The following is a 24,196-nucleotide window of genomic DNA, read 5'->3' as shown; positions in this document are numbered from 1 at the left end:
TTAATATCGAAATAACCTATTCATTTAAATGAGTTAATTTGGCTAGGAATAATTCACAGTTAAATTAATCCATTTGTAATGATTTTCCCAACCTACGTTTTAATTTAAGAGCATATAATCATGTCGCTATCTAATAAAACCGAAAATTCAATAAATTCATCTGAACAGAATAAAGACATAGCAAAGCAATTGACCTCATTACGCAACCTAATCAGACATCATGAATACTGTTATTATGTCCTTGACACACCAGAAATTCCCGATGCTGAATATGATAAATTAATAAAACAACTACAAACATTAGAACAACAAAACCCAGATCTTATTACGCCCGACTCACCAACCCAACGAGTTGGTGGTTCCCCATTAGCACAATTTGCATCCATCAAACATGAAATGCCCATGTTATCACTTGATAATGTATTTGATGATGTTAGCTTTATTGCATTTAACAAACGAGTTAAAGATCGTCTTCATTTGAGTGATGCTGAACAGGTTGAATATTGTTGTGAGCTCAAACTTGACGGACTTGCTGTCAGTCTTCTTTATGAAAATGGTCGTTTTATACAAGCGGCAACGCGAGGAGATGGTTCAACAGGAGAAGACATAACAGCCAATGTAAAAACTATCAAAACAATTCCACTAGTTCTAAGAGGCGATAACATCCCTTCTAGATTAGAAGTTCGAGGAGAAGTCTTTATCACACATAAAGGCTTTGAAAAACTCAATGTAGATGCAGAAAAGCGAAATGAAAGAGTATTCGCCAATCCACGCAATGCAGCCGCCGGTTCATTAAGACAATTAGACCCTAAAATTACAGCAAAAAGACCATTAGCATTCTTTTGTTATGGTGTTGGTATTTTCGAAGGTGCCACATTACCTGACACACATTACGATCGTTTGATGCAATTTAAAGCTTGGGGGCTACCTGTTAGTAATAAAATACAAAAACGCCAAGGAGCGCAAGCCGCTTTGGATTATTTTAAACTAATTGGCGAACAACGTATGTCATTAGATTTTGATATCGATGGTGTAGTAATTAAAGTTAATAGTATTGAACTACAAGACGAGCTTGGTTTTGTTGCCCGAGCGCCAAGATGGGCCACAGCGTTTAAATTTCCGGCTCAAGAAGAAGTTACAAAATTAAATAAAGTAGACTTTCAAGTTGGACGAACAGGTGCAATCACTCCTGTAGCAAGGCTTGAACCTGTATCAGTTGCTGGTGTTATTGTAAGCAATGCGACATTACATAATAGCGATGAAATAATCCGATTAGGTATTCGTGAGGGTGACTATGTAACAATACGCAGAGCTGGTGACGTTATTCCTAAAATAGTAGCCGTCATAGTAGATAGAAGACCCGCCGACACAAAAGAAATCATCTTCCCGACACACTGCCCTATTTGTGGCTCGCAAATAGTTCGAGACGAAGGTGCAGCGATATCACGCTGTGCCGGAGGTTTGATTTGCCCTGCACAACGAAAAGAAGCTTTAAAGCATTTTGTTTCACGGCGAGCAATGAATGTTGATGGTATGGGAGAAAAAATTATTGAACAACTGGTTGATAAAGAATATGTCAAAACACCTGCAGATTTATATAAACTAAATCTACCAACACTATGTAGTTTAGATAAAATTGGGGAAAAATCTGCCAATAACTTATTAAAAGCACTAGAGGTGTCTAAAAATACGACATTAAGCCGCTTTATATTTGCGCTTGGAATTCCGAATGTTGGTGAAGTTACTGCCGAAAATCTTGTTAACCAACTTGGTAGTTTATCAGCAATTGAGAACGCCTCACTAGAAAAACTACAATCAGTAAACGAAATTGGTGCCGTCATTGCGGAAAGCATTATTGACTTTTTTCAAGAACCACATAATCGCAATGTAATTGAACAACTAACCAGTAATGAAGTAGGCATTCACTGGCAAGATGTCATTCCACAAGTACAAGAGATCGCCATTAACTCACCTTTTTCAGGAAAAACTGTAGTTTTAACTGGTACATTGTCGGTTTTAACACGAGATGAAGCCAAAGATAAATTAAAGCAACTAGGAGCCAAAGTAACAGGTAGTGTTTCGAAAAATACTGATCTAGTTATTGCAGGAGAAGCAGCAGGCTCTAAACTTAATAAAGCTCAAGAACTAGGAATAAAAGTTATTGATGAGCAAGAATTAATAAATTTACTTGATCAGTAAATATCAAATCTACTGGTACTTATTAGTAAATTGATTAGAATAACAATGTTCAAATAACAAGGAGGACATATGCCTTTACTAGACAGTTTTAAAGTTGATCATACAAAAATGAAAGCACCCTTTGTGCGAATTGCAAAAACAATGGTGACCCCAAAAGGTGACAACATTACTGTGTTTGATCTACGCTTTACCATTCCAAACAAAGACAACCTTCCAGAAAAAGGAATTCATACATTAGAACATTTATTTGCTAGTTTTATGCGTGATCACCTTAACAGTGATAAAGTTGAAATAATCGACATTTCACCAATGGGATGCCGCACAGGATTTTATATGAGCTTAATTGGTAATCCGAATGAGGCATTAGTTGTCGATGCATGGCTAAAATCAATGCATAACGTATTAAATGTTAAATCACAAAACCAGATTCCAGAATTAAATGAGTATCAATGTGGTACTTATAAAATGCACTCATTAAATGAAGCTAAATCCATTGCAGAACAAATTATAAAATCTGGCATTAACATATGCCATAATGATGAAATTGTATTAACTGATGAGCAACTTGCCCAAATTAATAATCACTAGGAGGTATCTATGCCTAATGTCGTTATAGACTTTTTAGAAGGTCGCAGTGTAGAGCAAAAAAGAGAAATGGCAAAACGGGTAACTAATGCCATCGTTGAAACCCTTAACTGTAAACCAGAAGCAGTACAAATCATAATGCACGAATTATCTAAAGATCAGATTGCTAATGGTGGTGTGCTACGTAGCGATAAAAATTGATTTTAAAGGTGCCAAATAATTGGCAATTATCACATAAACCTAAATTAAAATTTTTCTCTTATTATCAAGTAACAAAAAACTCAAAATAATATTTTCTATTTTGAGTTTTCATTTCAAAATTTTTACTATTTTAGATAAATTCAATTACAAACCAATAAGTTCTCTTAGTTAATTTAAATTTTTAGTGATTGCAATTATAGTGATGCAAATGAAGTAAGTGTCCCATTTTATTTGCTTTTGTTTCTAGATAATGCTCATTGTTTGGATTTTCACCAACTTCCAATGGCACCCTTTGTATAATTTTAATTCCAGACTGTTCTAGTACCCGTATTTTCTCGGGATTATTGGTTAATAAGCGAATTTGTGATACACCCAATAAAGCCAGCATATCTGCGCATAGAGTAAAATCGCGCTCATCTGCTGCAAACCCCAATTGTTCATTAGCTTCAACCGTATCCAAACCTTGATCTTGTAATGCATAAGCTCTAATTTTATTCAATAAACCAATATTACGCCCTTCTTGCCGATGATAAATTAAAATCCCTTTACCTTCCTTTGCAATTTGTTTTAAAGCTGCTTCTAACTGAAAGCCACAATCACAGCGTAAGCTAAAAAGTGCATCACCTGTTAAGCATTCAGAATGAATTCTTGTAAGAACTGGTGTATCGCCAGATATATCACCAAATACTAATGCGACATGATCCTTTTTTGTTGCAATTTCTTCAAATCCCACAATAATGAAACATCCCCACGGCGTTGGCAATTTTGCTTGAGCAACACGTTTTAATTGCATTATTATCTCCGTTTTCAATAAGCATAAATAAGATTTTATAAAAATAAATTTATCTTCTATGCTAAAATATTAAGCAAAAGCAATTTCTACTTAATTGAGTTTATAAATGAGGTTAGTAATAAAAAAAACAATAGCCCTATTGGCTATTTTCTTAGCTGTTCCTTTTACTATTATAGCCATAAATTGGCATTGGCAACCAGCATCCTTAAATAATACATCTAAATGTGTATTTTTAATAACTGAAACAGCAAGTTTTCCTTGGGGAATTATCACCTCAACAATCTTATTTATTGCATTTTGTCTGTTATTACAAAAAAAAACAAAAAAAAGAATTATATTATTATGGTTACTTCTTGTTAGCGCAATATTAAGTGGGCAAATAATTAAAAGCCTTTTAAAATCACAAATAGCTGAATCACGGCCTTATGTACTTTGGATGGCTCAGGAATATAATATTAGTGATCAACAATTTTATTCGAAATCACGTTCAGAAAGAAAAGAAATTATTCATCAATTATTTAACAATTCATCGACAATCCCAAGTTGGTTATCTAACCACTGGCAAAATGAAACTGGATACGCTTTTCCATCTGGACATACCTTATTAGCTGTAACTTGGGCATTATTAGCTTTAACATTGCTAAAATTTAAACAACACTATGCGATAATATCGTTTATCATTATTTGGTCAATATTAATTGAATTAAGCCGGTTATTATTAGGCATGCATAGTCCTATTGATCTAATAACAAGTATATTAATCGCATGGATAATCTCATTAATTTGCTATTTTTATGCTAGAAAATGGCATATAGTAGACAAATGATTATTAAATATTTTGAGAAAGTGACATTTACAACAAACAATATTATTTTTAGGCAATATGGTTAATAATCTAACTAGCCAAATGCAAAAAGAAATTATAAGAATAGAAGAGTATAATAAACGAAAGAGTTTAACTAAAACAAAAAATAAAAAATAAAAATAAAGGTCAACATTATGAAATTTGTTATATCAATTTTATTGATAATTATCATCTTTGCCATCTCAATAGCAATAGGGTCGGCTAATGATCAAACAGTAACATTCAATTATTTGGTAGCTAAAACTGAAATCCGCCTATCAGTATTATTAGCAATTTTATTTGGTTCAGGGTTTATTGTTGGTTGGATATTAACCGGCATTTTCTTTCTAAAATCTAAATTACAGCACTCATCAACAAAACGTAAACTAAATAAATTACAAAAAAAATATGATGAAGGCATGGCTAATAAGCAAATAAACACAACTAAAACTAATTAAGAATAGGTTATTATGTTTGAACTGTTATTTTTGTTGCTTCCTATTGCTGCCGCATACGGTTGGTATATGGGCGACAGAAATGCAAAACAAAAATATCTAAATGAATCTAACCGACTATCTCGTGAATATGTTGATGGTTTGAATTTTCTTTTATCCAATCAAAAAGACAAAGCTGTCGATCTTTTCTTAGACATGTTAAAAGAAGACGATGGCACACTTGAGGCCCATTTAACATTAGGTAATTTATTTCGCTCTCGAGGAGAAGTTGACCGAGCGATTCGCATTCATCAAGCGCTATTAGAAAGCTCATCTTTAACATTTGAACAGCGATTATTAGCCATTCAACAACTAGGTCGAGATTACATGATAGCAGGCTTTTACGATCGTGCTGAAGAAACATTTTTGCAATTAATTGACGAAGAAGACTTTCAACAACATGCATTACAGCAACTTATCATCATATATCAATCAACCAGTGAATGGATAAATGCCATCAACATGGCAACTAAACTAGTCAAACTCGGCAATGAAAAATATAAAACCGATATTGCGCAATTTTATTGTGAATTGGCATCACTAGCGATTGCTAATGACGATCTCGATAAAGCCAATAGTCTATTACAAAAATCAGCAATGGCAGACACTAAATGTGCTCGTACTTCACTCATGTTGGGGCAAGTTCTTATGCAACAAAACAAAACTGAGCAAGCTATCAAATCTTTTCAGCAAATATTGCAGCAGGACAAAGCTTTTATTGGCGAAGCATTACCTGCATTAAAAGAGTGTTACCTAAAGCTAAATAATCAATATGAATTTCAAGAATTTTTACAAATATGTGTCGATCAAGATACAGGTAATGTTGCTGAATTAATGCTTGCTGATGTTATCGAAAAAGAAAAAGGTCTAGACACTGCACAATACTATATGTATCGAGAATTACTGAAACACCCTAATTTAAAAGGTTTTTATCGATTAATGAACTATCATGTTGCTGATGCAGAACAAGGTAAAGCTAAAGAAAGCCTTTTACTTTTACGCAACATGGTTGGCGAACAAATAAAAGCGGTACCCAATTATCGATGCCAAAAATGTGGATTCACAGTTAACTCACTCTACTGGTTATGCCCTGCTTGCCGTTCATGGTCAACAATAAAACCTGTTCGTGATTTTGAACAACATTAAGATAAATAAAGAAGAGATTTTTATGTTTTTAATTGATTCTCACTGTCATTTAGATAGTTTAGACTTTAGTACTAAATCCATCAAAGATGTTTTACAAGAAGCTATCAACAATAGCGTTAAATATTGCCTAAGCGTGGCAACAACACTATCCGGCTATGAATCGATGAAACATAAGCTTATACCTTATCAAAATCAATGCTCTTTCTCATGTGGGATTCATCCACTTAATCTTGATGACGAAACCTACGATGCTGAACGCTTTCAAACCTTAGCACAAGAAGATAATGTCATTGCCCTTGGTGAAACAGGACTTGATTATTACTACCAACAAGACAACTTAGAACTACAACAAACTATATTTAAAGAACATATCCGATTAGGGCGAAAGCTAAGCAAACCCATTATTGTCCATACACGTAATGCTAAAGAAGACACTTTAAAAATTTTAAAAGAAGAGCATGTCCATTCAGGTGTTTTACACTGTTTTACAGAAGATATCGAAACAGCAAAACAACTATTGGATCTTGGTTTTTATATTTCCTTTTCAGGGATTGTCACCTTTAAAAATGCCGAGGCTCTACGAGAAGTTGCGAAATATGTTCCGCTTGATCGTATTTTGGTCGAAACTGACTCACCTTATCTTGCTCCCGTGCCATATCGAGGTAAAGAAAACCAACCAGCGTATGTTCGTGTGGTTGCACAATATTTATCTGCTTTAAAAGGTGTTTCATTAGAGGAGATAGCAAAAAAAACCACTCATAATTTTTGCCAATTATTCAATCTTCAAGGAAAATTAAATGAATTATAAATTAGCTATTGATTGGGATGATTTTTTAACAAACTATTGGCAAAAAAAACCGGTAATCTTACGCAAAGCATTTGCTAATTTTATTGATCCCATAACACCAGACGAACTAGCTGGTTTAGCAATGGAAGACGAAATTGATAGCCGAATTGTTTCTAATAAAGATGGCATTTGGGATGCTAAATTCGGGCCATTTACTCAATACGATAACTTAGGTGAAGATCATTGGAGTTTGCTAGTACAAGCCGTTGACCATTGGCATGAACAAGCAGCGACCTTACTTAAACCGTTTAAATGCCTTCCACAATGGCAATTTGATGATCTAATGATTTCTTACGCAACCCAAGGCGCTGGAGTTGGACCTCATATTGATAATTATGATGTATTTGTTATTCAAGGCATGGGTAGCAGGCATTGGCAAGTTGGCAATAGCGATCCAAATTATAAACAATTTAATGCGCACAAAGCATTATTACATGTCGAAGAATATCAACCAATCATTGACGAAGAGATCACCACTGGCGATATTCTATACATTCCAACAGGTTGTCCGCATAATGGTATATCAATTGGAGAATCATTAAGTTATTCTGTTGGTTTTATGACACAAACTTCACAACAACTATTAAGTAGCTTTGCTGATTATGTCATTGATAACCTACCAAATAGTATTTATTATCAAGATCCAAATTTAAAGCTACCTAACGATCCTCATCGCGTTCAACCTTATGAACTAACAAAAGTACAAAATCAAATTATCGACCTAATCAAAACACCTACATTATTTAACGATTGGTTTGGCAAACACATTACTCTACCAATGCACGATTTAAATATTGTATTAGTTGAACCTCCATACAATTATGAAGAATTTGAATCATTACTAAAAGCTGGTGCAGAACTACACCGTGTACTAAGCATTCGAATCTTTAAAGTAGGCGATTTTGGCTATATTCATGGTGAAAAAATTGACTTACCAATGCCTATCATAGATCTACTTTGTGAAACTGAAACACTTAATTACGAACAGTTACGGGATAAAAACATGCTTAAAGTCATGCTTGATCTTGTCAACAAAGGTTATTGGTACTTTGCTGAAGATTAAATAAATCAATTGCCGATAGCAAAATCGGCAGATAAAACGACTGTTTAGGGCATTAAGCTTGGCTTTTTACTAGTTTTAAGTATATACTTGCCCCGCTTTAATTTACCCTCCGTTTAATCACAAATTAAACATCATAAAACGCAAATTTTAAGTAACATCTATTTTTAAAAACTAGAGGTATACATGAAAACTGAAGCAAACACAGCCTTGCAAGCAGAAAGTGAAAACGAACACACAACCCCGTATCAAAAAAGAACCCTTTTTGCATCCACTGTCGGTTACGCACTTGACGGCATGGATATGATGATTTTAGGTGTATGTTTTAGTCTAATCTCAACCAGCTTTAACCTGACTAAAGCCGATTTAGGAACCTTAACATCAGTAACCTTACTTGGCGCAGTATTAGGTGGTATTTTATTTGGTATCCTTGCCGATAAATATGGTCGAGTAAGAGTCTTTTCATGGACTATTTTAATATTTTCTCTTTTCACTGGGTTATGTGCAATTTCACCTAACTATGAATGCTTTTTAATATTTCGCTTTTTAAGTGGTCTTGGTCTTGGTGGTGAATTTGGAATTGGTATGACTTTAGTTTCTGAAAGTTGGCCTAAAAATAAACGCTCAAGAGCAACATCTATTGTAGCATTAGGCTTTCAAGTAGGTATCATTTTAGCCGCATTGACCGTTAATTTTATTGGTGAAATTTATGGTTGGCGCTGGGCTTTTGCCATGGGAGTACTACCAGCGCTATTTGTTGCTTGGACACGTAAAGGCCTAAAAGAACCAGAAATCTGGCAAAATTTAAAAGCCCAAAATAAAAATAAAATAGCCATTGGCAAATTATTTAAAAATCCTCGAACCGTAGCAACTACAATAGGGTTAACTATTGCCTGTGCAGTACAAAATTTTGGTTTTTATGGGCTCATGGTTTGGATGCCAAATATGATTGCAACTGAACTCAAATTGCCATTCAAAAATACAATGTTCTGGACCATTTCAACAACAATTGGTATGTCATTAGGGATCTTAATTTTTGGTTGGTTATGTGATAAATTTGGTCGCCGTCCTTCTTATATCCTATTTTTATTCGTTTCGGCAGTTTCAATTTGGTTTTATTTTCATCAAACTGATATGTTTATATTAATCATATTTGGTTCAGCAATTGGCTTTTTTGTAAATGGCATGATGGGCGGATATGGTGCATTGCTTGCTGAACATTATCCAACAGATGCCCGTTCAAGTGCTGAAAATATTATTTTTAATGTAGGTCGAGGAATTGCAGGAATATCACAAGTTTTAATTGCATATTTAGCTACTGTTTATTCAATTAGCTACGCATTAGCTTTACTGTCTGCTGCTTATTTATTATCAGCGGCTGCATTTGTATTTTTAATACCCGAAACAAAAGGTAAAGAACTAGAATAACTCAAAAAACAGGGGAAATCCCCTGTTTTATATCACATTGATCAATTATATCAAAAATTAAAACAAACTACTTTAGTTAGCAGTACAAGAAGCTGGCGTCAATTTAACACTAAATAATTGCTCATCATTTATATAATAATTATGACTAACGCCATTTGGGAATGCATTCCTAAACTGTTTAAGTTGTGGGTTATTACCACAATAAAGGTTTTTCAATGTTTCTGCTGTCTGTTTTTGTGTATCTGAGATTGATAACTCATCTTTTGAAGCATTAATAATATATTTATAATTAAGTAAATCATTATCTTTTGTTATTTCTACTAAATTAGTTTTTGCATCAATTTTAACTGGAAGCATTTTCTTAGCTTCATTAATAATAGTATTTTGCAAAAGACTAAGATCAGTATTTTTTGAAGAATCACCTACTGCTTTATTGGCATCGGATTTTGAATTATCACAACCGAAAAGAACTAAGCTCATCAAAATTGCGATCACTGGTTTTAAGCCTTTCATTGTTATTCCTTTTTGTTAATATTACAAAGTTTATTTTTACCTCTTATTCAAAACATTGGCGTTAAAATTGTAAAATATTTGAAAATAAATAGATACAAAAAATTGTAATATTTTAGATTTTTGGACAATATAAATAATCAATAAAAAAGGGCTTTGATAAGCCCTTTTATTGCCAATGAGTTTTAGTTATTTATTCAAAATATATTTAATCATCATCACAATCACTTGGTTTTACATCTACTGAAAATACCTTATCGTCATTGATATAATAATTATGGTTAGCTCCTCTAGGAAATACTAATCTTAAAGTCTTCATGCTAGAATCATCACCACAATAAAACTCAACTAATTTATCTTGTAAATTTTTTTGATTAGTTTTAGCCTGTAATGCATCTTTAGTGATATTATTCACAATATATTTATAATTAATTGCATTGCTATCTGACGATACATCAATTAAAGTTACACTCGAATCAATTGTTGCTGGTAATTTTGTTTTAATTGCCTTAATCATCAAACCTTGAGCAACATTATAATTACCTTCTTCAATCTTATTAAGCATCTCATCTTTTTCTGATTTTGTTTGTTCATACAAATCTTTAGCTTTATCACCAATTGCTGAGCTTATTTGCTTAACTTGGTCTTCAATTTTTGCACTTAATTCACTAGCCTTGTCACCAATTTCCGAGCTTAACTGATTAGACTTTTCGCTAATTTCTGCACCAGCTTGATTGATCTTGTCACTTGCTTCTGAACTTGTTTGTTCGGCTTGTTGTTTAATATCATCAGTTTTTGATTTTGAATTATCACAATTGACTAAGAAAAGCCCTAACACTGCTAAGGTGATCACTTTAAAAAGTTTCATTTTTTTTCCTTTTTATTTTCTATTTAATTTTTGACTATCATGAATTAACTCATAATATTCCTTTGATTTAAAAATTAATTTTATATCACATTAACAGTAAAAGAGTTTAAACAAACTCTTCTACTGTAATACTATCACTAGTTAATATGCATGCCACCTGTAACGCCATAAGTTTCACCAGTTGTATAGCTTGATTCTTCAGAAGCTAAGTGCACATAAACACCAGCAAGTTCAACCGGTTGTCCAGCTCGTTGTAAAGGAGTTTGTTTACCAAATTCAGGAATGACATCACTTGGTTGACCACCACAAATTTGCAATGGTGTCCAAACTGGGCCTGGTGCTACAGAGTTTACGCGAATACCTTTATGTCCTAATTGCTTAGCTAAACCACGTGTAAATGCGATAATAGCGGTTTTAGTTGAAGCGTAATCTAATAAATTACTGCTAGGTTGATACGCCTGAACAGACGAAGTTGTAATAATCGTTGAACCAGGTTTTAAATAACCCAAAGCTGCTTTAGTAATCCAAAAAAGTGAAAATACATTGACTTCAAAAGTTTTCTTAATTTGCTCGGTAGTTAGTTCCATAATATCTTCAACAGCAACTTGCTTACCAGCAACCAGTGTCAAATTATCTAATCCACCTAATTGATGATGCGCTTCTTCAACTAATTTTTTGCAAAAAGTCTCGTCACTCAAATCGCCAGGAATTAACACCGCTTTGCGTCCAGCCGCTTGAATAACCTTAGCAACCTCTTCCGCGTCCTTTTGCTCGAAAGGAAGGTAATTTATTGCTACATCAGCACCTTCTTTAGCATAAGCAATCGCTGCCGCGCGACCAATACCAGAATCGCCACCAGTAACAAGCATTTTACGCCCTTCTAAGCGCCCATGGCCTTGATAGCTTTTTTCACCACAATCAGGGATTGGGCTCATTTCGCATTGTAAAGCAGGTGCAACTTGTTTTTGTTTTGGGAACTTATCATGATGATATTTGGTAAGTGGATTGTAGATATGTTTGCTCATAATTTTCTCCTAAGTTAAACATGTATTTGAAAACAAATTCGATATAACTTAAATGAAATCAATTAATAATCACAAAATCCTATTGATAAACCTATTTTAATCTTTAAAATAACTAACTAATTCAATAAATTATATTTACTGACAACAAAAATTAGAATATTCTTTTTAAACTTAATAGCATTGCTCAATATCATCCCCATACATTTTTAAACAAACAAAAACTGAGGCTATAATAAACAAAAGCGGCTTTCCATGATTGGCTTGGAGAGGTCATTGAAATTAGTAAAGCCGGAACCTTAAGTATTGCATAATCTTGCACTGAGCTAAGTGTATCAAATTAACATATACGAAGCTAGTAAAAGAAAATCCCTAAGAAAGGTTATTTTTCTTTGCAATCTATTGATTTTAATTCAATTATTATGATTTCTTTATTGTCTATATCGTAGTGATAGTTAATACCATCGGGAAAATCCTTTTTAAGCTCATTCATTTCTTTATTATCTTCACAATACGCATTAAGTAATTTTTGACGAATTGTATCAATAGTGGTTGGCAGTAATAAAGCTTGTTCAGGTGTATTTTTAACATTATATCTATAATTAATTGTATTATGATCTTTAGATATATCCACTAATGTAGTAAGTTCATCAATATCAATTGGTAACTCTTTTTTGATTGAATCAATGACCGAATTTTGAGAATCACTAAGATCATCATTTTCCCAATTTGCGGTAGATGTATCTTGCGAAGCTTTTTTAGCGTAATCACAGCTTATTAAAACTGAATTAAAAATAACAAAAATAATTAGTTGCAATATTTTCATACTGATATCACTTTTTAAATATTTTAGATAATCGTTATTTCTTAATATTACTTATGTTTATTCTTTATACACTAACATGACAAAAATACAAAAAAAACCACCTAAACCGATATTTTTTATACTAAGACACAGTGTTTTTTGAACACTTTTTACAAGTTACTTATGCCAAATAGCAAAAATCAATAAAAAAACTATTGCACTTTTTTTAAAAACGAGTATTTTGTTAAAAATATTTTAAAAAATGATAAAAAGTTAATCATCCAACATTATGAAATTTTCACTCAAAATCGTCCTCATCAACATTATTGTCAGCGTGGTCATTATTCCTGCGCGGGGGCGTTTTTGAATAAAAAAATGTTTATACATAAATCAAGAAACCCCCGCTCCCAAAGCGGGGGTTTTTTTATGGATAATTGATAGATAAAAGTACAAGCGAGGAATAAATGTTAGGAACACAGTGGATAGTAAAAACATTAAAAGAAAAAGGCGTAACCACCGTTTTTGGATATCCTGGTGGACAAATTATGCCTCTATACGATGCACTTTATGACGGGGGTATTGAACATGTATTATGCCGTCATGAACAAGGTGCTGCCATGGCGGCTATTGGTTATGCTCGTGCAACAGGAAAAACTGGTGTTTGCATTGCCACCTCGGGGCCGGGTGCAACTAACATCATTACAGGTCTTGCTGATGCTTTGATTGATTCTGTTCCGATTGTTGCTATAACTGGTCAAGTACCAACCAAACTTATTGGCACTGATGCCTTTCAAGAAGTTGATGTTTTAGGATTATCTCTTGCTTGCACCAAACACAGTTATTTAATCTATGATGCGCACGATTTACCCAATATATTAGAAGAGGCGTTTAACTTAGCCAATTCTGGGAGACCGGGACCAATATTAATTGATGTTCCCAAAGATATACAGCTTGCAAACCTAGACTATCAAAACTATTTAACGCCACCCTCATTAAAAATCGCACAGAATAAAACTCAACTATACCCAATCTTGCCTGATGATATAAAACAAGCCAAACAAATGATCACCCAAGCCCAAAAACCAATGCTTTACATTGGTGGAGGTGTTGGACTTTCAGGCGCAATATCCGAACTTAGAAACTTTATGGAATTAACACAAATTCCAAGTGTATCAACATTAAAAGGGCTTGGTGTTGCCGATATTAATAATCCCTATTATTTAGGATTAGTCGGCATGCATGGAGCAAAAGCAGCCAATTTAGCAGTGCAAGAGTGTGACCTACTAATTGCCCTAGGAGTACGATTTGATGACAGGGTTACCGGCAATCTTAATGAATTTGCACGACATGCTAAAGTACTTCATATTGATATCGATCAAGCTGAAATCAACAAATTACGCCAAAGCCATTTAGGATTACAAGGCGATATAAAGCAAGTTTTACCACTACTAAATCAAACAGTTTCAATTGATAACTGGCATAAAAAAATTAATCAACTAAAAGCACAACACCCAACTCGCTATGATCACCCTGGTGAAGCTATTTATGCGCCAACTTTATTAAAAACTATCTCTGAGCGAAAATCAGCTAATACTATTGTCACTACCGATGTGGGACAACACCAAATGTGGACAGCACAACATATGTGCTTTAATCACCCTCAAAACTTCATTACATCAAGTGGGCTTGGCACAATGGGATTTGGTTTACCATCTGCCGTTGGCGCACAAATGGCAAGACCCAATGACTGTGTAATATGTATATCAGGTGATGGATCTTTCATGATGAATGTCCAAGAATTAACCACTATAAAACGTAAAAAATTGCCAATAAAAATCGTATTAATTGATAACCAACGCCTAGGTATGGTTCGCCAATGGCAAGAATTATTTTTTAACGAAAGATACAGCGAAACAAATTTATCAGATAATCCCGACTTTTTAATGCTAGCCAAAGCATTTGATATATCTGGGCAAACTATCAACAAAAAGTCACAAATCGATGCTGCACTCGATAACTTATTCAATTCAAAAGGAGCTTATCTTTTACATGTATGCATAGATGAATTAGAAAACGTATGGCCACTGGTACCACCTGGAGCAGCAAACGAAAACATGCTAGATAGAAGTTGTAAGGAGTAAGCAATGAACGAACAAACACAATACCAATTAGTAATAAAAGCTTATGACAAATTGGGGGCACTTGAACGTATATTACGCATTATCCGTCATCGGGGTGGACATATTAAATCAATGCAAATGCAAACAATTGAAAACAACATACTAATTATGACATTAATATTAACCACTGAAAGATCGTTTTCGACACTACAAAATCAAGTAGCAAAATTAGAAGATGTAATAGTGATTGAATAATAACAATTTCAAACAATTTATTATTAAATAATAAGTTAAATTAAAAATAACAAACAATTTAACAGTTAAATAAACAAATAAGTATAGTATAATGCTTGACCGTTAAAGCAAAAATACCGAAAGCGAAGTACATACTTAACAAATTAAAAAATAAAGAGGGAAACAAAATGGGTTCTACAGCAAAATCTGATTATATTTGGTTGAATGGTGAAATGGTTCCATGGGCAGATGCAAAAGTTCATGTAATGTCACATGCTTTACATTATGGAACTTCGGTATTTGAAGGTGTACGTTGTTACGATACCCATAAAGGTCCTGCCATTTTTCGCCACAAAGAACATGCTCAAAGGCTGTTAAATTCAGCAAAAATTTATCGTTTCCCTGTACCTTATTCTCTTGATGAAATCATGGAAGCTACACGCCAAACTATCAAAAAAAATAATTTAAAAAGCGCTTATATTCGCCCATTAGTCTTTATTGGTGATGTCGGTATGGGAGTAAACCCACCTGCTGGATATAAAACTGATGTCATGATAGCGGCATTTCCATGGGGAGCTTATCTAGGCGAAGAAGCATTAGACCAAGGTATTGATGCAATGGTCTCATCTTGGCATCGGGTTGCATCAAATACAATTCCAGCCGCTGCTAAAGCAGGTGGTAACTATTTATCATCGTTATTAATTGGTTCTGAAGCGAGAGCAAATGGCTTCCAAGAAGGTATTGCGTTAGATGTTCATGGTCACTTATCTGAAGGTGCTGGTGAAAATCTCTTTATTATTAAAGATGGCATTTTATACACTCCGGTTTTATCGTCATCGGCGCTACCAGGTATTACACGTGATGCAGTATTAACACTAGCACTTGATATTGGTATTGAAGTACGAGAACAAACACTATCACGCGAATCACTTTATCTAGCTGATGAAGTCTTTATGACAGGTACTGCAGCGGAAATTACACCTGTGCGCAGTGTTGACCGCATCCAAGTTGGCATTGGCCGTTGTGGTCCAATCACCAAACAAATCCAACAAACATTCTTTGGTTTATTTAATGGTAAAACTGAAGATAAATATGGTTGGTTAGATCTTGTTAAATAATAAATAAAATCAAAATCCGCCAACTATATTGGCGGATAACTTTTTAACTTGGTGATTAATATTAAAAACTACAAACCGTTAAACACGGTTACTTGCATAAAATTGGGAGCAGAAAATGCCTAAATATCGTTCAGCAACCTCGATCGAGGGTAGAAACATGGCTGGAGCCCGCGCATTATGGCGTGCAACTGGCGTTAAAAATGAAGACTTTGGTAAACCCATCATTGCGGTGGTTAACTCATTCACACAATTTGTACCAGGACATGTCCACCTAAAAGACATTGGACAGCTAGTCACCAAACAAATTGAAGCATCGGGTGGCATTGCCAAAGAGTTCAATACAATCGCAGTTGATGATGGTATTGCCATGGGACATGGTGGAATGCTTTACTCACTTCCTTCAAGAGAACTCATTGCTGATTCTGTCGAGTATATGGTTAATGCACACTGTGCCGACGCCATGATCTGTATTTCTAACTGCGACAAAATCACACCGGGAATGCTAATGGCTTCGCTTCGTTTAAATATCCCAACCATTTTTGTTTCAGGTGGACCGATGGAAGCAGGCAAAACCAAACTATCTGACCAAATCATTAAATTAGACTTAGTTGACGCAATGATTCAAAGCGCTAACCCAAATGTTAGCGACGCAGATAGCAAAGCCATCGAAGAATCAGCTTGCCCTACTTGTGGTTCTTGCTCAGGCATGTTTACAGCTAACTCAATGAACTGCTTAACTGAAGCATTAGGACTTTCATTACCGGGCAATGGTTCACTTATTGCCACTCACAAACAACGTGAACAACTCTTTTTAAACGCAGCTAAACGCATTGTTGAAATCACCAAACGTTATTATGAACATGATGATGTATCTTACCTGCCTCGTTCAATTGCAACAAAAGCGGCATATGAAAATGCTATGTCATTAGACATTGCTATGGGTGGCTCGACCAATACCGTATTACATTTGTTAGCTACTGCACAAGAAGGCGAAATCGACTTTACCATGTCAGATATAGATAGATTATCGCGAAAAGTCCCACATTTATGTAAAGTAGCGCCAAGTACAGCACAATATCATATGGAAGATGTTCATCGAGCTGGTGGTGTTGTGTCAATTATGTCAGAACTAGATAAAGCAGGATTACTAAATCGCAATGTACACAATGTTCTAGGACTAACATTACAAGAAACTTTCACCAAATACGACATAACTCAAACTACCGACGAAGCAGTAAAAAAAATGTATCGTAGTGGACCTGCAGGCATTCGCACCACTAAAGCTTTTTCACAAGATTGCTATTGGGATTCACTTGACGATGACCGTGTAAATGGTTGTATTCGTGATAAAGCTCACGCCTATAGTCAAGACGGTGGACTTGCAACACTCTATGGTAATGTGGCACAAGATGGCGCAATTGTTAAAACCGCAGGCGTTGCTGCTGAAAATTTAATTTTCCGAGGCCCAGCAAAAGTATTTGAAAGCCAAGAAGATGCTGTTGATGGCATATTAGGAGGCAAAGTAGTTGAAGGTGATGTCGTTGTCATCATTTATGAAGGACCAAAAGGTGGACCGGGTATGCAAGAGATGCTCTACCCAACCAGTTATTTAAAATCCATGGGGTTAGGCAAAAAATGTGCATTGATAACAGATGGACGATTTTCTGGTGGTTCCTCTGGCTTATCGATTGGTCATATTTCTCCTGAAGCAGCAAATGGCGGCGTTATAGGTCTTGTTCGTGATGGTGATATTATTGATATTGATATCCCAAATCGTAAATTAGTACTAGATGTCCCAACTTCTGAACTTGAACGTCGACGAGTTGCAGAACTAGAACGAGGTGAAAAAGCATTTACGCCTCATAATAGAGATCGTTACGTCTCATTTGCGCTTAAAGCTTACGCCAGTTTAGCAACAAGCGCAGACAAAGGTGCCGTACGAGATAAAAGTAAATTAGGTGGCTAATTGTGAAACAAGAAAATACTCAACTTACCGGTGCAGATTATTTAAAAGCAACACTTTGTAGCGCCGTATACGATGTAGCAGAAGTAACTCCACTTGAAAAAATGGAAAAAATATCGGCAAGAATACACAATCAAGTTTTTGTCAAACGCGAAGACCGCCAACTCGTCCACAGCTTCAAAATCCGTGGAGCACAAGCCATGATAGCCAGCTTAAGTGAAGAAGAACGCAAATGCGGCGTTATTGCCGCGTCGGCTGGCAACCATGCGCAAGGAGTGGCTTTTTCGGCTACAAAATTAGGCATCAGTTCTTTAATTGTTATGCCACTAACAACTGCCGATATCAAAGTTGAAGCTGTAAAAAGTTTTGGTGGTGAAGTATTACTTTATGGTGCCAACTTTGACGAAGCCAAAGCCAAAGCAATGGAACTAGCTAAAGAACAAAATCGCATCTTTATTCCACCATTTGATCATCCATTAGTAATTGCTGGGCAAGGCAGTATTGCTATGGAACTATTACAACAAAATGCTAAACTCGACCGAATCTTTGTACCTGTTGGTGGTGGTGGGCTTGCCGCAGGCATTGCAGTGTTAATCAAACAAATCATGCCATCAATCAAAGTTATTGCAGTTGAGCCTAAAGACTCAGCTTGCTTAAAAGCTGCATTAGATGCAGGTCACCCTGTTGATTTAGAGCGTGTCGGACTCTTTGCTGAAGGCGTTGCTGTCAAACGAATTGGCGATGAAACATTCAGACTTTGCCAACAATATATTGATGATATTATTACCGTGAATAGCGACGAAATTTGTGCGGCAGTGAAAGACTTATTTGACGATGTACGTGCAATAGCTGAACCATCTGGCGCAGTAGCATTAGCTGGACTAAAAAAATATATCGATCAGCATAACATTTGTGGTGAAAAACTTGCTCATATACTGTCAGGCGCTAATTTAAACTTCCACAGCTTGCGCTATGTATCAGAACGCTGTGAATTAGGCGAAAAACGTGAAGCGCTATTAGCAGTCACCATTCCAGAAAAGAAAGGCAGTTTTTTAAGTTTTTGTCAGCTATTAGGTGGACGCGCAGTAACCGAATTTAATTACCGCTATCATGATGAAAAATCTGCTTGTATTTTTGTGGGAATAAAAATCTCGAAAAGTGAAGAAAAAGATGAAATTATGCAAGAACTTGCTGCTGCAAAATACCCGGTTGTAGATCTAACCGAAGACGAAATGGCAAAACTACATGTACGCTACATGATTGGTGGCAAACCTTGCAAACCGCTTCAAGAACAAGTATACAGTTTTGAGTTCCCTGAATCGCAAGGAGCGTTGCATAAATTCTTACAAACGTTAGGGACTAATTGGAACATATCAATGTTCCACTATCGTAGCCACGGTACCGATTATGGTCGTGTACTTGCCGCGTTTGAAATCGACGAATCAACCCTTAACCAGTTTAATCAACACCTAACTGAACTCGGTTATGGTTTCCACAACGAAACACATAATCCATCGCTTAAACTGTTTTTAACCAATCAAGGTTAAAATTAGTAACAACTATTCACCTATAAGGTGGATTAGCGAAGAGTACTTTTTTGTTGTAGTAAGTTTTATTTTTTAGAAAAGCGCTTTTGCTACTCAGTTGCAAAAGCGCAAGAATCGCAGACTTTGTCTTCTATATGCTCCTATGTATTGGTTGATGGCGTTGTAATACTACACCAGATAACTTTATAGCCAATAATGCAGAGATTATTGCTTTTGTTTTCCCTCATCAAATATTAAATACAGAATACTACGTATAAATAGTATTGGTTTTACTTACCATTAATATTTGTACACAGCAATAACAATAGCAGCATCGATGGTAAAAATTACTGTAAAAACGTCAAGGCTATAGCCTATTGAATAATAAGGTTAATTAATTTTAAAAATTTGTTAGCGTACGGTAACTTTTAAGGGGGAATTTCATTGTTTTAGTATATTTTTTAGATTTATTTTAAGGTATCTAAAAATAGTATGAATGCTCGTTTCTGTTCTATAGATAATACTCGCCAGTGTTGCAATAAACGAGCATCAAGGTCATTATGTTGTTTGTCGGTAAATTTCATTTCATAACTTTGTTGCTGTTCCCCTATTTTATTATTTAATACCAAACCGTTAGGATAGGTATCAAAATCAATAAAAAACCAACTTATTGGTGTTTTTAGGTGCTCTGCAATTTTAACAAAATGATCGAAGTTAATTTTATTTTCACCTCGTTCATAACGCGCTAATTGTTGCGGAGATAAGTTGATTTTTTCGGAAAGTTGAGCAACGGTCAAATCCATTTCTTTACGACGCTGTTGTATTCGTTTACCTACTATTCTATCTGTATTTGACGCTGCTAGTTTTACCATGTTGAGAATATCTAATATAAAAAATCATGGCTATCATTGTCTGAGATTAAAATAATAATTAAATACCTTTTTAGGATTAAAAAAACAAATAAATTCCATTAATAGATTTTTTGGCATTTTAATCGTCAGATAATCAGCTAAATATCAATTAAACAGATTCATTGAGTTATATTTTGTATTTTCCTTTATTGAAATAACGTTATCTCTAGCAACAATCAAATGATCTAATACAACAACATCGATCAACGCTAATGCATTTTTAATTTTAGAGGTTAATAAAATATCCAATAAACTAGGCTCTTTATCGCCACTTGGATGATTGTGAACCAAAATAATGGCCGTTGCTTGATAATATAATACTTGCTTTACAATTTCTCGAGGATAAACACTTGACTCATTAATTGTGCCACGAAATAGCTCCTCTAGTGCAATAATTCTATTTTGACTATTTAAATACAAAACACAAAACGCTTCATAATCATATAATCCTAAATGAAATATAAAATAATCCTTAATATGATCTATTGTGGATATCTTTTTCCCTACTTGTATATATTTTTTCATGATTTTTTTTGCTTGATCAATTATAGCTAACTCTTTTTGACTGATTATCATCATAAATATCTACTTTGTTATTATTATTGTTTATCTTAATATAAAATAATGACAGATTTTGTCATGTTTAATATTTGAGTAGGAAAATAAAAATGTACGAAAAATCATGGGATTTGTTTGATCTTGCTTTCGAATTACAAAATAGTGCTGAGGGATTATCATTAGATGAGATTCAACGGCGTTATAACGTATCACTACGAACAGCACAACGAATGTGTGCAGGGTTGCGTGATTATTTTCCAAATATGGAAGAGTATTCAACAGACGGACGCTGCAAGCGATGGCGGATTTCATCTCAACAGATAAATGCACTTTTTACTTTTTCCCCACAAGAGCTTTCTGCCTTGCAGGCTAGTGTGAATTTTTTAGAGCAACATAATTTACACGAGCAAGCCAAATCACTAGTTAGTTTAGAAACAAAGATTAAAAGTTTATTACAATCTAAAAAACGTAAAAGAAGCCTTGAAGATGAAACAGAAGCATTATTGAAAATTGAAGGATTAGCTTTTCGCCCTGGTCCTCAGTTTCATTTAAATGCAGAAATACTCAATGCATTACGAACAGCTTTGCTTAATAAAAAACAAATAAAAATAAAGTACTACAACAAAAATAGCGGTAAATACAGCCACAACACATTAGAGCCTTATGGAATTTTATATAGTGAACGAAATCATTACCTTTTAGCAAGACACAGTGATAACTATTATGGCCAACAGATCCATCATTTTATTTTGCATAATATAGAACAGATTAATATTTTAGAACTTAGTTATACAATCCCCGATTCATTTAATTTAACTGATTACTGTCAAGATATGTTCGGAGCCTTTAAAGAGGAACCTTTCGATGTGGAGTGGCGTTTTAGTCCTGAAGTAGCAAAAGAAGTTAGACATTATATCTTCCACCCAACTCAAACTATGATAGAAAATAAAGACAAATCAATAACCGTTAAATTTAAAGCAGGCGGTGCCCTTGAAATGTCTTGGTATCTCTATATGTGGGGCAATATGGTGGAAGTTATTAAACCCGTTGATTTTTGGAATTGGTTTGATGAAGAATAACAAAAACACCTCAAATAAATATACTACTCAATAGTAAAAATTATCTTTTCTATGTCAAATTTTGACATATATCATTATTAATATAATCAAACTAATCATCAACAAAAAATCCATTAATGGATTTTTTGTTAATTTAATTCCAATTATAGACTTATTAAGATAACTAGTCTACAATTGAATTTTTAACATTCATAAAAAAGGAAAAACGATGAAGAAATTACTATCTATATTAATATTAGGGCTTTTTTTAACAGGTTGTGGGGATGGTATGCCGCCTAGCTGTGATAGCAAAGATACAAAAAAGCTATTGAACCAAATAATGGCAAAACAAGGTGGCGGTCAATTTTCTTTTATTAACATTAGCGATCAATTAACACTTAACGAAGATAAAGAACAAAAGAGATACTTATGCCAAGCAAACGTTTCTTTTGGTGGTAATGGAGCATTCCCTGTTAAATATTCTGTATTTTTAGACAAAAAAAATAAAAACCAATTTTTTGTTCAAATTGTTAACTAATAAAAAAGGAGTATAGCATGTCATTACTAGATAAAATAAAAGAACAACAAAATAAAAGCATGTCTTCACACATTAAATATATTAAAGGAGAATATGGACTTGCAAAAACATTTTGGTTGTTTTGGTTTCTTCCTGTCGTTGTTATTACAATTGTTGATATGTTTACACGTACAAGTTCAGGATTATTTAATGGCAATATTTTGATTATCATTTGGTCAATAGCCACGTTATTCGCTGTCTATAACACAACCAATGATAATAATAAAAATGTATGGAAAATCATATCATTAATATTTGTAAGTTTAACAGTTATCACTCGAATATTTGCAATTTTTGTTGAATAATTATGAATAAGATCCTACTTAGGATCTTATCGGTTTATTAAATATTATGCTGAAAGGAATAATATGAAAAATAACTTACGCCACTTATTAGTTTTTTGTTGGCTAATTTTTACTACTCTTACCGTTGGTGCTGATACCTCCTATTCTTCAACCAAAACACCTTTATACAAAAATTTGTATTACAATATGCCTAAAAATGAAGTAATGCAGCAATATAGCACTGAACAAGATCCTGACGATCAAAATCAGCTGATAAGTTACAACCAAAGCTTTCTCGGTTTTCAATGGACAATGGTACTGATTTTTAACCAAAATAATCTTTTAGAATCTGTTTATCTTGAAACAGATTCAGACGATAACGGTAATAAATTAGGAACATTACTGACTGCGATAAGCAAGAACTTTTCTATTGTTTATGCTACAGATGATTCTAACAATGTTGACTTTGTATCTATCATAAAAGAAAAAGGTCAAAATGCTACTCAAAAAGCTTTTGAAGAATTTTGGCTAGATGCTATTTCTCATTCTACATCGTTAAATATTATAGCTATCAGCAATGATTCTCTACAAGGTGTTTTTGGCAAAGCCAATAATTATATGTCATTACTTCACCGAATACCTGATACAGCAAGACAAGCAGAGCTCATTGTTATATCTGATGAAGATGATAATATCCGTTTAGGTGTAAATTTTACATTGCCTAAAAAACAACTTATAAACTTTCAAAATCAATCAAATGAAGATTTTTAATATTCTTTTCTGACCCAAACCTATTTATGGGTACCCAAATATTTTACATATTGGTACCCTTAATTATTTTTTACAATAACTAGGGCGTGTTGATCTTTCATGATTATTTTTTAGACGGCATGATGTGAGTTATAATAATTCAGCCAAAAACAACCATAACTCGATTCATCATGCCAAGAACAATGCTAACAGATAAACGGTGGGAAAAGCTACTACAAATAATGAAAAATACCGGCCGAGTTTATAATAAATCCGAGCATCGGATGACGTTTGA

At 34.2% G+C, this 24,196-nt stretch carries 25 protein-coding genes; 18 read left to right on the top strand and 7 right to left on the bottom strand.

Going from position 1 to position 24,196, the window contains the following annotated elements; translation table 11 throughout:
• The first annotated feature begins 120 nt into the window (after positions 1 to 120).
• The 3 genes from ligA (at position 121) to A9G31_RS02640 (ending at position 2,985) form a co-directional block, all read left to right on the top strand.
• Positions 121 to 2,199: an NAD-dependent DNA ligase LigA gene (gene ligA, locus A9G31_RS02650; protein ID WP_065560310.1), complete on the top strand. Its 2,079-nt coding sequence runs from the start codon at positions 121 to 123 to the stop codon at positions 2,197 to 2,199.
• Between the two features lie 69 nt (positions 2,200 to 2,268).
• Positions 2,269 to 2,787, top strand: coding sequence for an S-ribosylhomocysteine lyase (luxS, locus tag A9G31_RS02645; RefSeq protein WP_065560309.1), 519 nt, complete (start codon positions 2,269 to 2,271; stop codon positions 2,785 to 2,787).
• Positions 2,788 to 2,796: 9 nt separating this feature from the next.
• Positions 2,797 to 2,985: a 2-hydroxymuconate tautomerase gene (locus tag A9G31_RS02640; RefSeq protein WP_065560308.1), complete on the top strand. Its 189-nt coding sequence runs from the start codon at positions 2,797 to 2,799 to the stop codon at positions 2,983 to 2,985.
• Between the two features lie 181 nt (positions 2,986 to 3,166).
• Here the strand turns inward: A9G31_RS02640 and ribA are convergent, their stop codons facing one another.
• A complete protein-coding gene (gene ribA, locus A9G31_RS02635) occupies positions 3,167 to 3,778 on the bottom strand; it encodes a GTP cyclohydrolase II (RefSeq protein ID WP_065560307.1) in 612 nt (203 codons plus the stop codon).
• A gap of 106 nt (positions 3,779 to 3,884) precedes the next feature.
• Between ribA and A9G31_RS02630 the strand changes: the two genes are divergently transcribed.
• The 6 genes from A9G31_RS02630 (at position 3,885) to A9G31_RS02605 (ending at position 9,597) form a co-directional block, all read left to right on the top strand.
• Positions 3,885 to 4,604: a phosphatase PAP2 family protein gene (locus A9G31_RS02630; protein WP_065560306.1), complete on the top strand. Its 720-nt coding sequence runs from the start codon at positions 3,885 to 3,887 to the stop codon at positions 4,602 to 4,604.
• Positions 4,605 to 4,777: 173 nt separating this feature from the next.
• Positions 4,778 to 5,080 carry a LapA family protein gene (locus A9G31_RS02625; protein ID WP_065560305.1) on the top strand — a complete coding sequence of 101 codons (303 nt, stop codon included), beginning with the start codon at positions 4,778 to 4,780 and terminating at the stop codon, positions 5,078 to 5,080.
• Between the two features lie 12 nt (positions 5,081 to 5,092).
• Complete coding sequence (gene lapB / locus A9G31_RS02620; protein WP_065560304.1) at positions 5,093 to 6,262, top strand: lipopolysaccharide assembly protein LapB; 1,170 nt, start codon at positions 5,093 to 5,095, stop codon at positions 6,260 to 6,262.
• Positions 6,263 to 6,284: 22 nt separating this feature from the next.
• Complete coding sequence (locus tag A9G31_RS02615) at positions 6,285 to 7,070, top strand: YchF/TatD family DNA exonuclease (RefSeq protein WP_065560303.1); 786 nt, start codon at positions 6,285 to 6,287, stop codon at positions 7,068 to 7,070.
• Positions 7,060 to 8,172, top strand: a complete 1,113-nt coding sequence (locus tag A9G31_RS02610; protein WP_065560302.1) for a ribosomal protein uL16 3-hydroxylase — start codon at positions 7,060 to 7,062, stop codon at positions 8,170 to 8,172. Before A9G31_RS02615 ends, A9G31_RS02610 begins: the two co-directional genes overlap by 11 nt.
• Before the next feature lie 183 nt (positions 8,173 to 8,355).
• Positions 8,356 to 9,597, top strand: coding sequence for an MFS transporter (locus A9G31_RS02605; protein ID WP_051634280.1), 1,242 nt, complete (start codon positions 8,356 to 8,358; stop codon positions 9,595 to 9,597).
• Between the two features lie 72 nt (positions 9,598 to 9,669).
• Here A9G31_RS02605 and A9G31_RS02600 read toward each other — a convergent pair whose 3' ends face one another.
• The 4 genes from A9G31_RS02600 to A9G31_RS02585 all read right to left on the bottom strand — a co-directional run bounded on the left by A9G31_RS02600 (position 9,670) and on the right by A9G31_RS02585 (position 12,823).
• On the bottom strand, positions 9,670 to 10,110 hold the full coding sequence (locus A9G31_RS02600) for a hypothetical protein (protein ID WP_065560301.1): 441 nt from the start codon (positions 10,108 to 10,110) through the stop codon (positions 9,670 to 9,672).
• 205 nt (positions 10,111 to 10,315) lie between these two features.
• Entirely contained in the window at positions 10,316 to 10,975 is a 660-nt protein-coding gene (locus tag A9G31_RS02595) for a hypothetical protein (RefSeq protein WP_065560300.1), read from the bottom strand.
• A 137-nt stretch (positions 10,976 to 11,112) separates the two neighbouring features.
• Complete coding sequence (locus A9G31_RS02590; RefSeq protein WP_065560299.1) at positions 11,113 to 12,000, bottom strand: SDR family oxidoreductase; 888 nt, start codon at positions 11,998 to 12,000, stop codon at positions 11,113 to 11,115.
• Between the two features lie 379 nt (positions 12,001 to 12,379).
• On the bottom strand, positions 12,380 to 12,823 hold the full coding sequence (locus tag A9G31_RS02585) for a hypothetical protein (protein WP_065560298.1): 444 nt from the start codon (positions 12,821 to 12,823) through the stop codon (positions 12,380 to 12,382).
• Between the two features lie 443 nt (positions 12,824 to 13,266).
• Between A9G31_RS02585 and ilvG the strand changes: the two genes are divergently transcribed.
• The 5 genes from ilvG to ilvA all read left to right on the top strand — a co-directional run bounded on the left by ilvG (position 13,267) and on the right by ilvA (position 19,784).
• Positions 13,267 to 14,943 (top strand): acetolactate synthase 2 catalytic subunit, encoded by a 1,677-nt coding sequence (gene ilvG / locus A9G31_RS02580; protein WP_065560297.1) that lies wholly within the window; start codon positions 13,267 to 13,269, stop codon positions 14,941 to 14,943.
• Between the two features lie 3 nt (positions 14,944 to 14,946).
• Positions 14,947 to 15,177 (top strand): acetolactate synthase 2 small subunit, encoded by a 231-nt coding sequence (gene ilvM, locus A9G31_RS02575; RefSeq protein ID WP_034914016.1) that lies wholly within the window; start codon positions 14,947 to 14,949, stop codon positions 15,175 to 15,177.
• A 167-nt stretch (positions 15,178 to 15,344) separates the two neighbouring features.
• The gene (locus A9G31_RS02570) at positions 15,345 to 16,274 is read left to right on the top strand and encodes a branched-chain amino acid transaminase (RefSeq protein WP_065560296.1); all 930 of its coding nucleotides are present in this window, start codon (positions 15,345 to 15,347) and stop codon (positions 16,272 to 16,274) included.
• Between the two features lie 115 nt (positions 16,275 to 16,389).
• Positions 16,390 to 18,240: a dihydroxy-acid dehydratase gene (gene ilvD / locus A9G31_RS02565; protein WP_065560295.1), complete on the top strand. Its 1,851-nt coding sequence runs from the start codon at positions 16,390 to 16,392 to the stop codon at positions 18,238 to 18,240.
• Positions 18,241 to 18,242: 2 nt separating this feature from the next.
• Positions 18,243 to 19,784: a threonine ammonia-lyase, biosynthetic gene (gene ilvA, locus A9G31_RS02560; protein WP_065560294.1), complete on the top strand. Its 1,542-nt coding sequence runs from the start codon at positions 18,243 to 18,245 to the stop codon at positions 19,782 to 19,784.
• Positions 19,785 to 20,230: 446 nt separating this feature from the next.
• Here ilvA and A9G31_RS02555 read toward each other — a convergent pair whose 3' ends face one another.
• Together A9G31_RS02555 and radC are read right to left on the bottom strand one after the other, a co-directional pair.
• Entirely contained in the window at positions 20,231 to 20,635 is a 405-nt protein-coding gene (locus A9G31_RS02555) for a helix-turn-helix domain-containing protein (RefSeq protein WP_034914001.1), read from the bottom strand.
• 144 nt (positions 20,636 to 20,779) lie between these two features.
• Positions 20,780 to 21,253: a RadC family protein gene (gene radC / locus A9G31_RS02550; RefSeq protein ID WP_051634277.1), complete on the bottom strand. Its 474-nt coding sequence runs from the start codon at positions 21,251 to 21,253 to the stop codon at positions 20,780 to 20,782.
• Positions 21,254 to 21,342: 89 nt separating this feature from the next.
• Here radC and A9G31_RS02545 point away from each other — a divergent pair, with 89 nt between their 5' ends.
• The 4 genes from A9G31_RS02545 to A9G31_RS02530 all read left to right on the top strand — a co-directional run bounded on the left by A9G31_RS02545 (position 21,343) and on the right by A9G31_RS02530 (position 23,922).
• The gene (locus A9G31_RS02545; RefSeq protein ID WP_034913998.1) at positions 21,343 to 22,311 is read left to right on the top strand and encodes a helix-turn-helix transcriptional regulator; all 969 of its coding nucleotides are present in this window, start codon (positions 21,343 to 21,345) and stop codon (positions 22,309 to 22,311) included.
• Positions 22,312 to 22,519: 208 nt separating this feature from the next.
• The gene (locus tag A9G31_RS02540; protein WP_065560293.1) at positions 22,520 to 22,828 is read left to right on the top strand and encodes a hypothetical protein; all 309 of its coding nucleotides are present in this window, start codon (positions 22,520 to 22,522) and stop codon (positions 22,826 to 22,828) included.
• Between the two features lie 17 nt (positions 22,829 to 22,845).
• Complete coding sequence (locus A9G31_RS02535) at positions 22,846 to 23,172, top strand: hypothetical protein (protein ID WP_034913991.1); 327 nt, start codon at positions 22,846 to 22,848, stop codon at positions 23,170 to 23,172.
• Between the two features lie 63 nt (positions 23,173 to 23,235).
• Positions 23,236 to 23,922: a hypothetical protein gene (locus A9G31_RS02530; protein WP_065560292.1), complete on the top strand. Its 687-nt coding sequence runs from the start codon at positions 23,236 to 23,238 to the stop codon at positions 23,920 to 23,922.
• Positions 23,923 to 24,196: the final 274 nt, after the last annotated feature.

Origin of the sequence: Gilliamella sp. Gris1-4 (assembly GCF_001690335.1) — a bacterium.
In the GTDB taxonomy this organism is placed as follows: Bacteria; Pseudomonadota; Gammaproteobacteria; order Enterobacterales; family Orbaceae; genus Gilliamella; species Gilliamella apicola_P.
The sequence above is the reverse complement of the archived record's forward strand: the minus strand, read 5'-3'. Positions and strand labels throughout refer to the sequence as shown.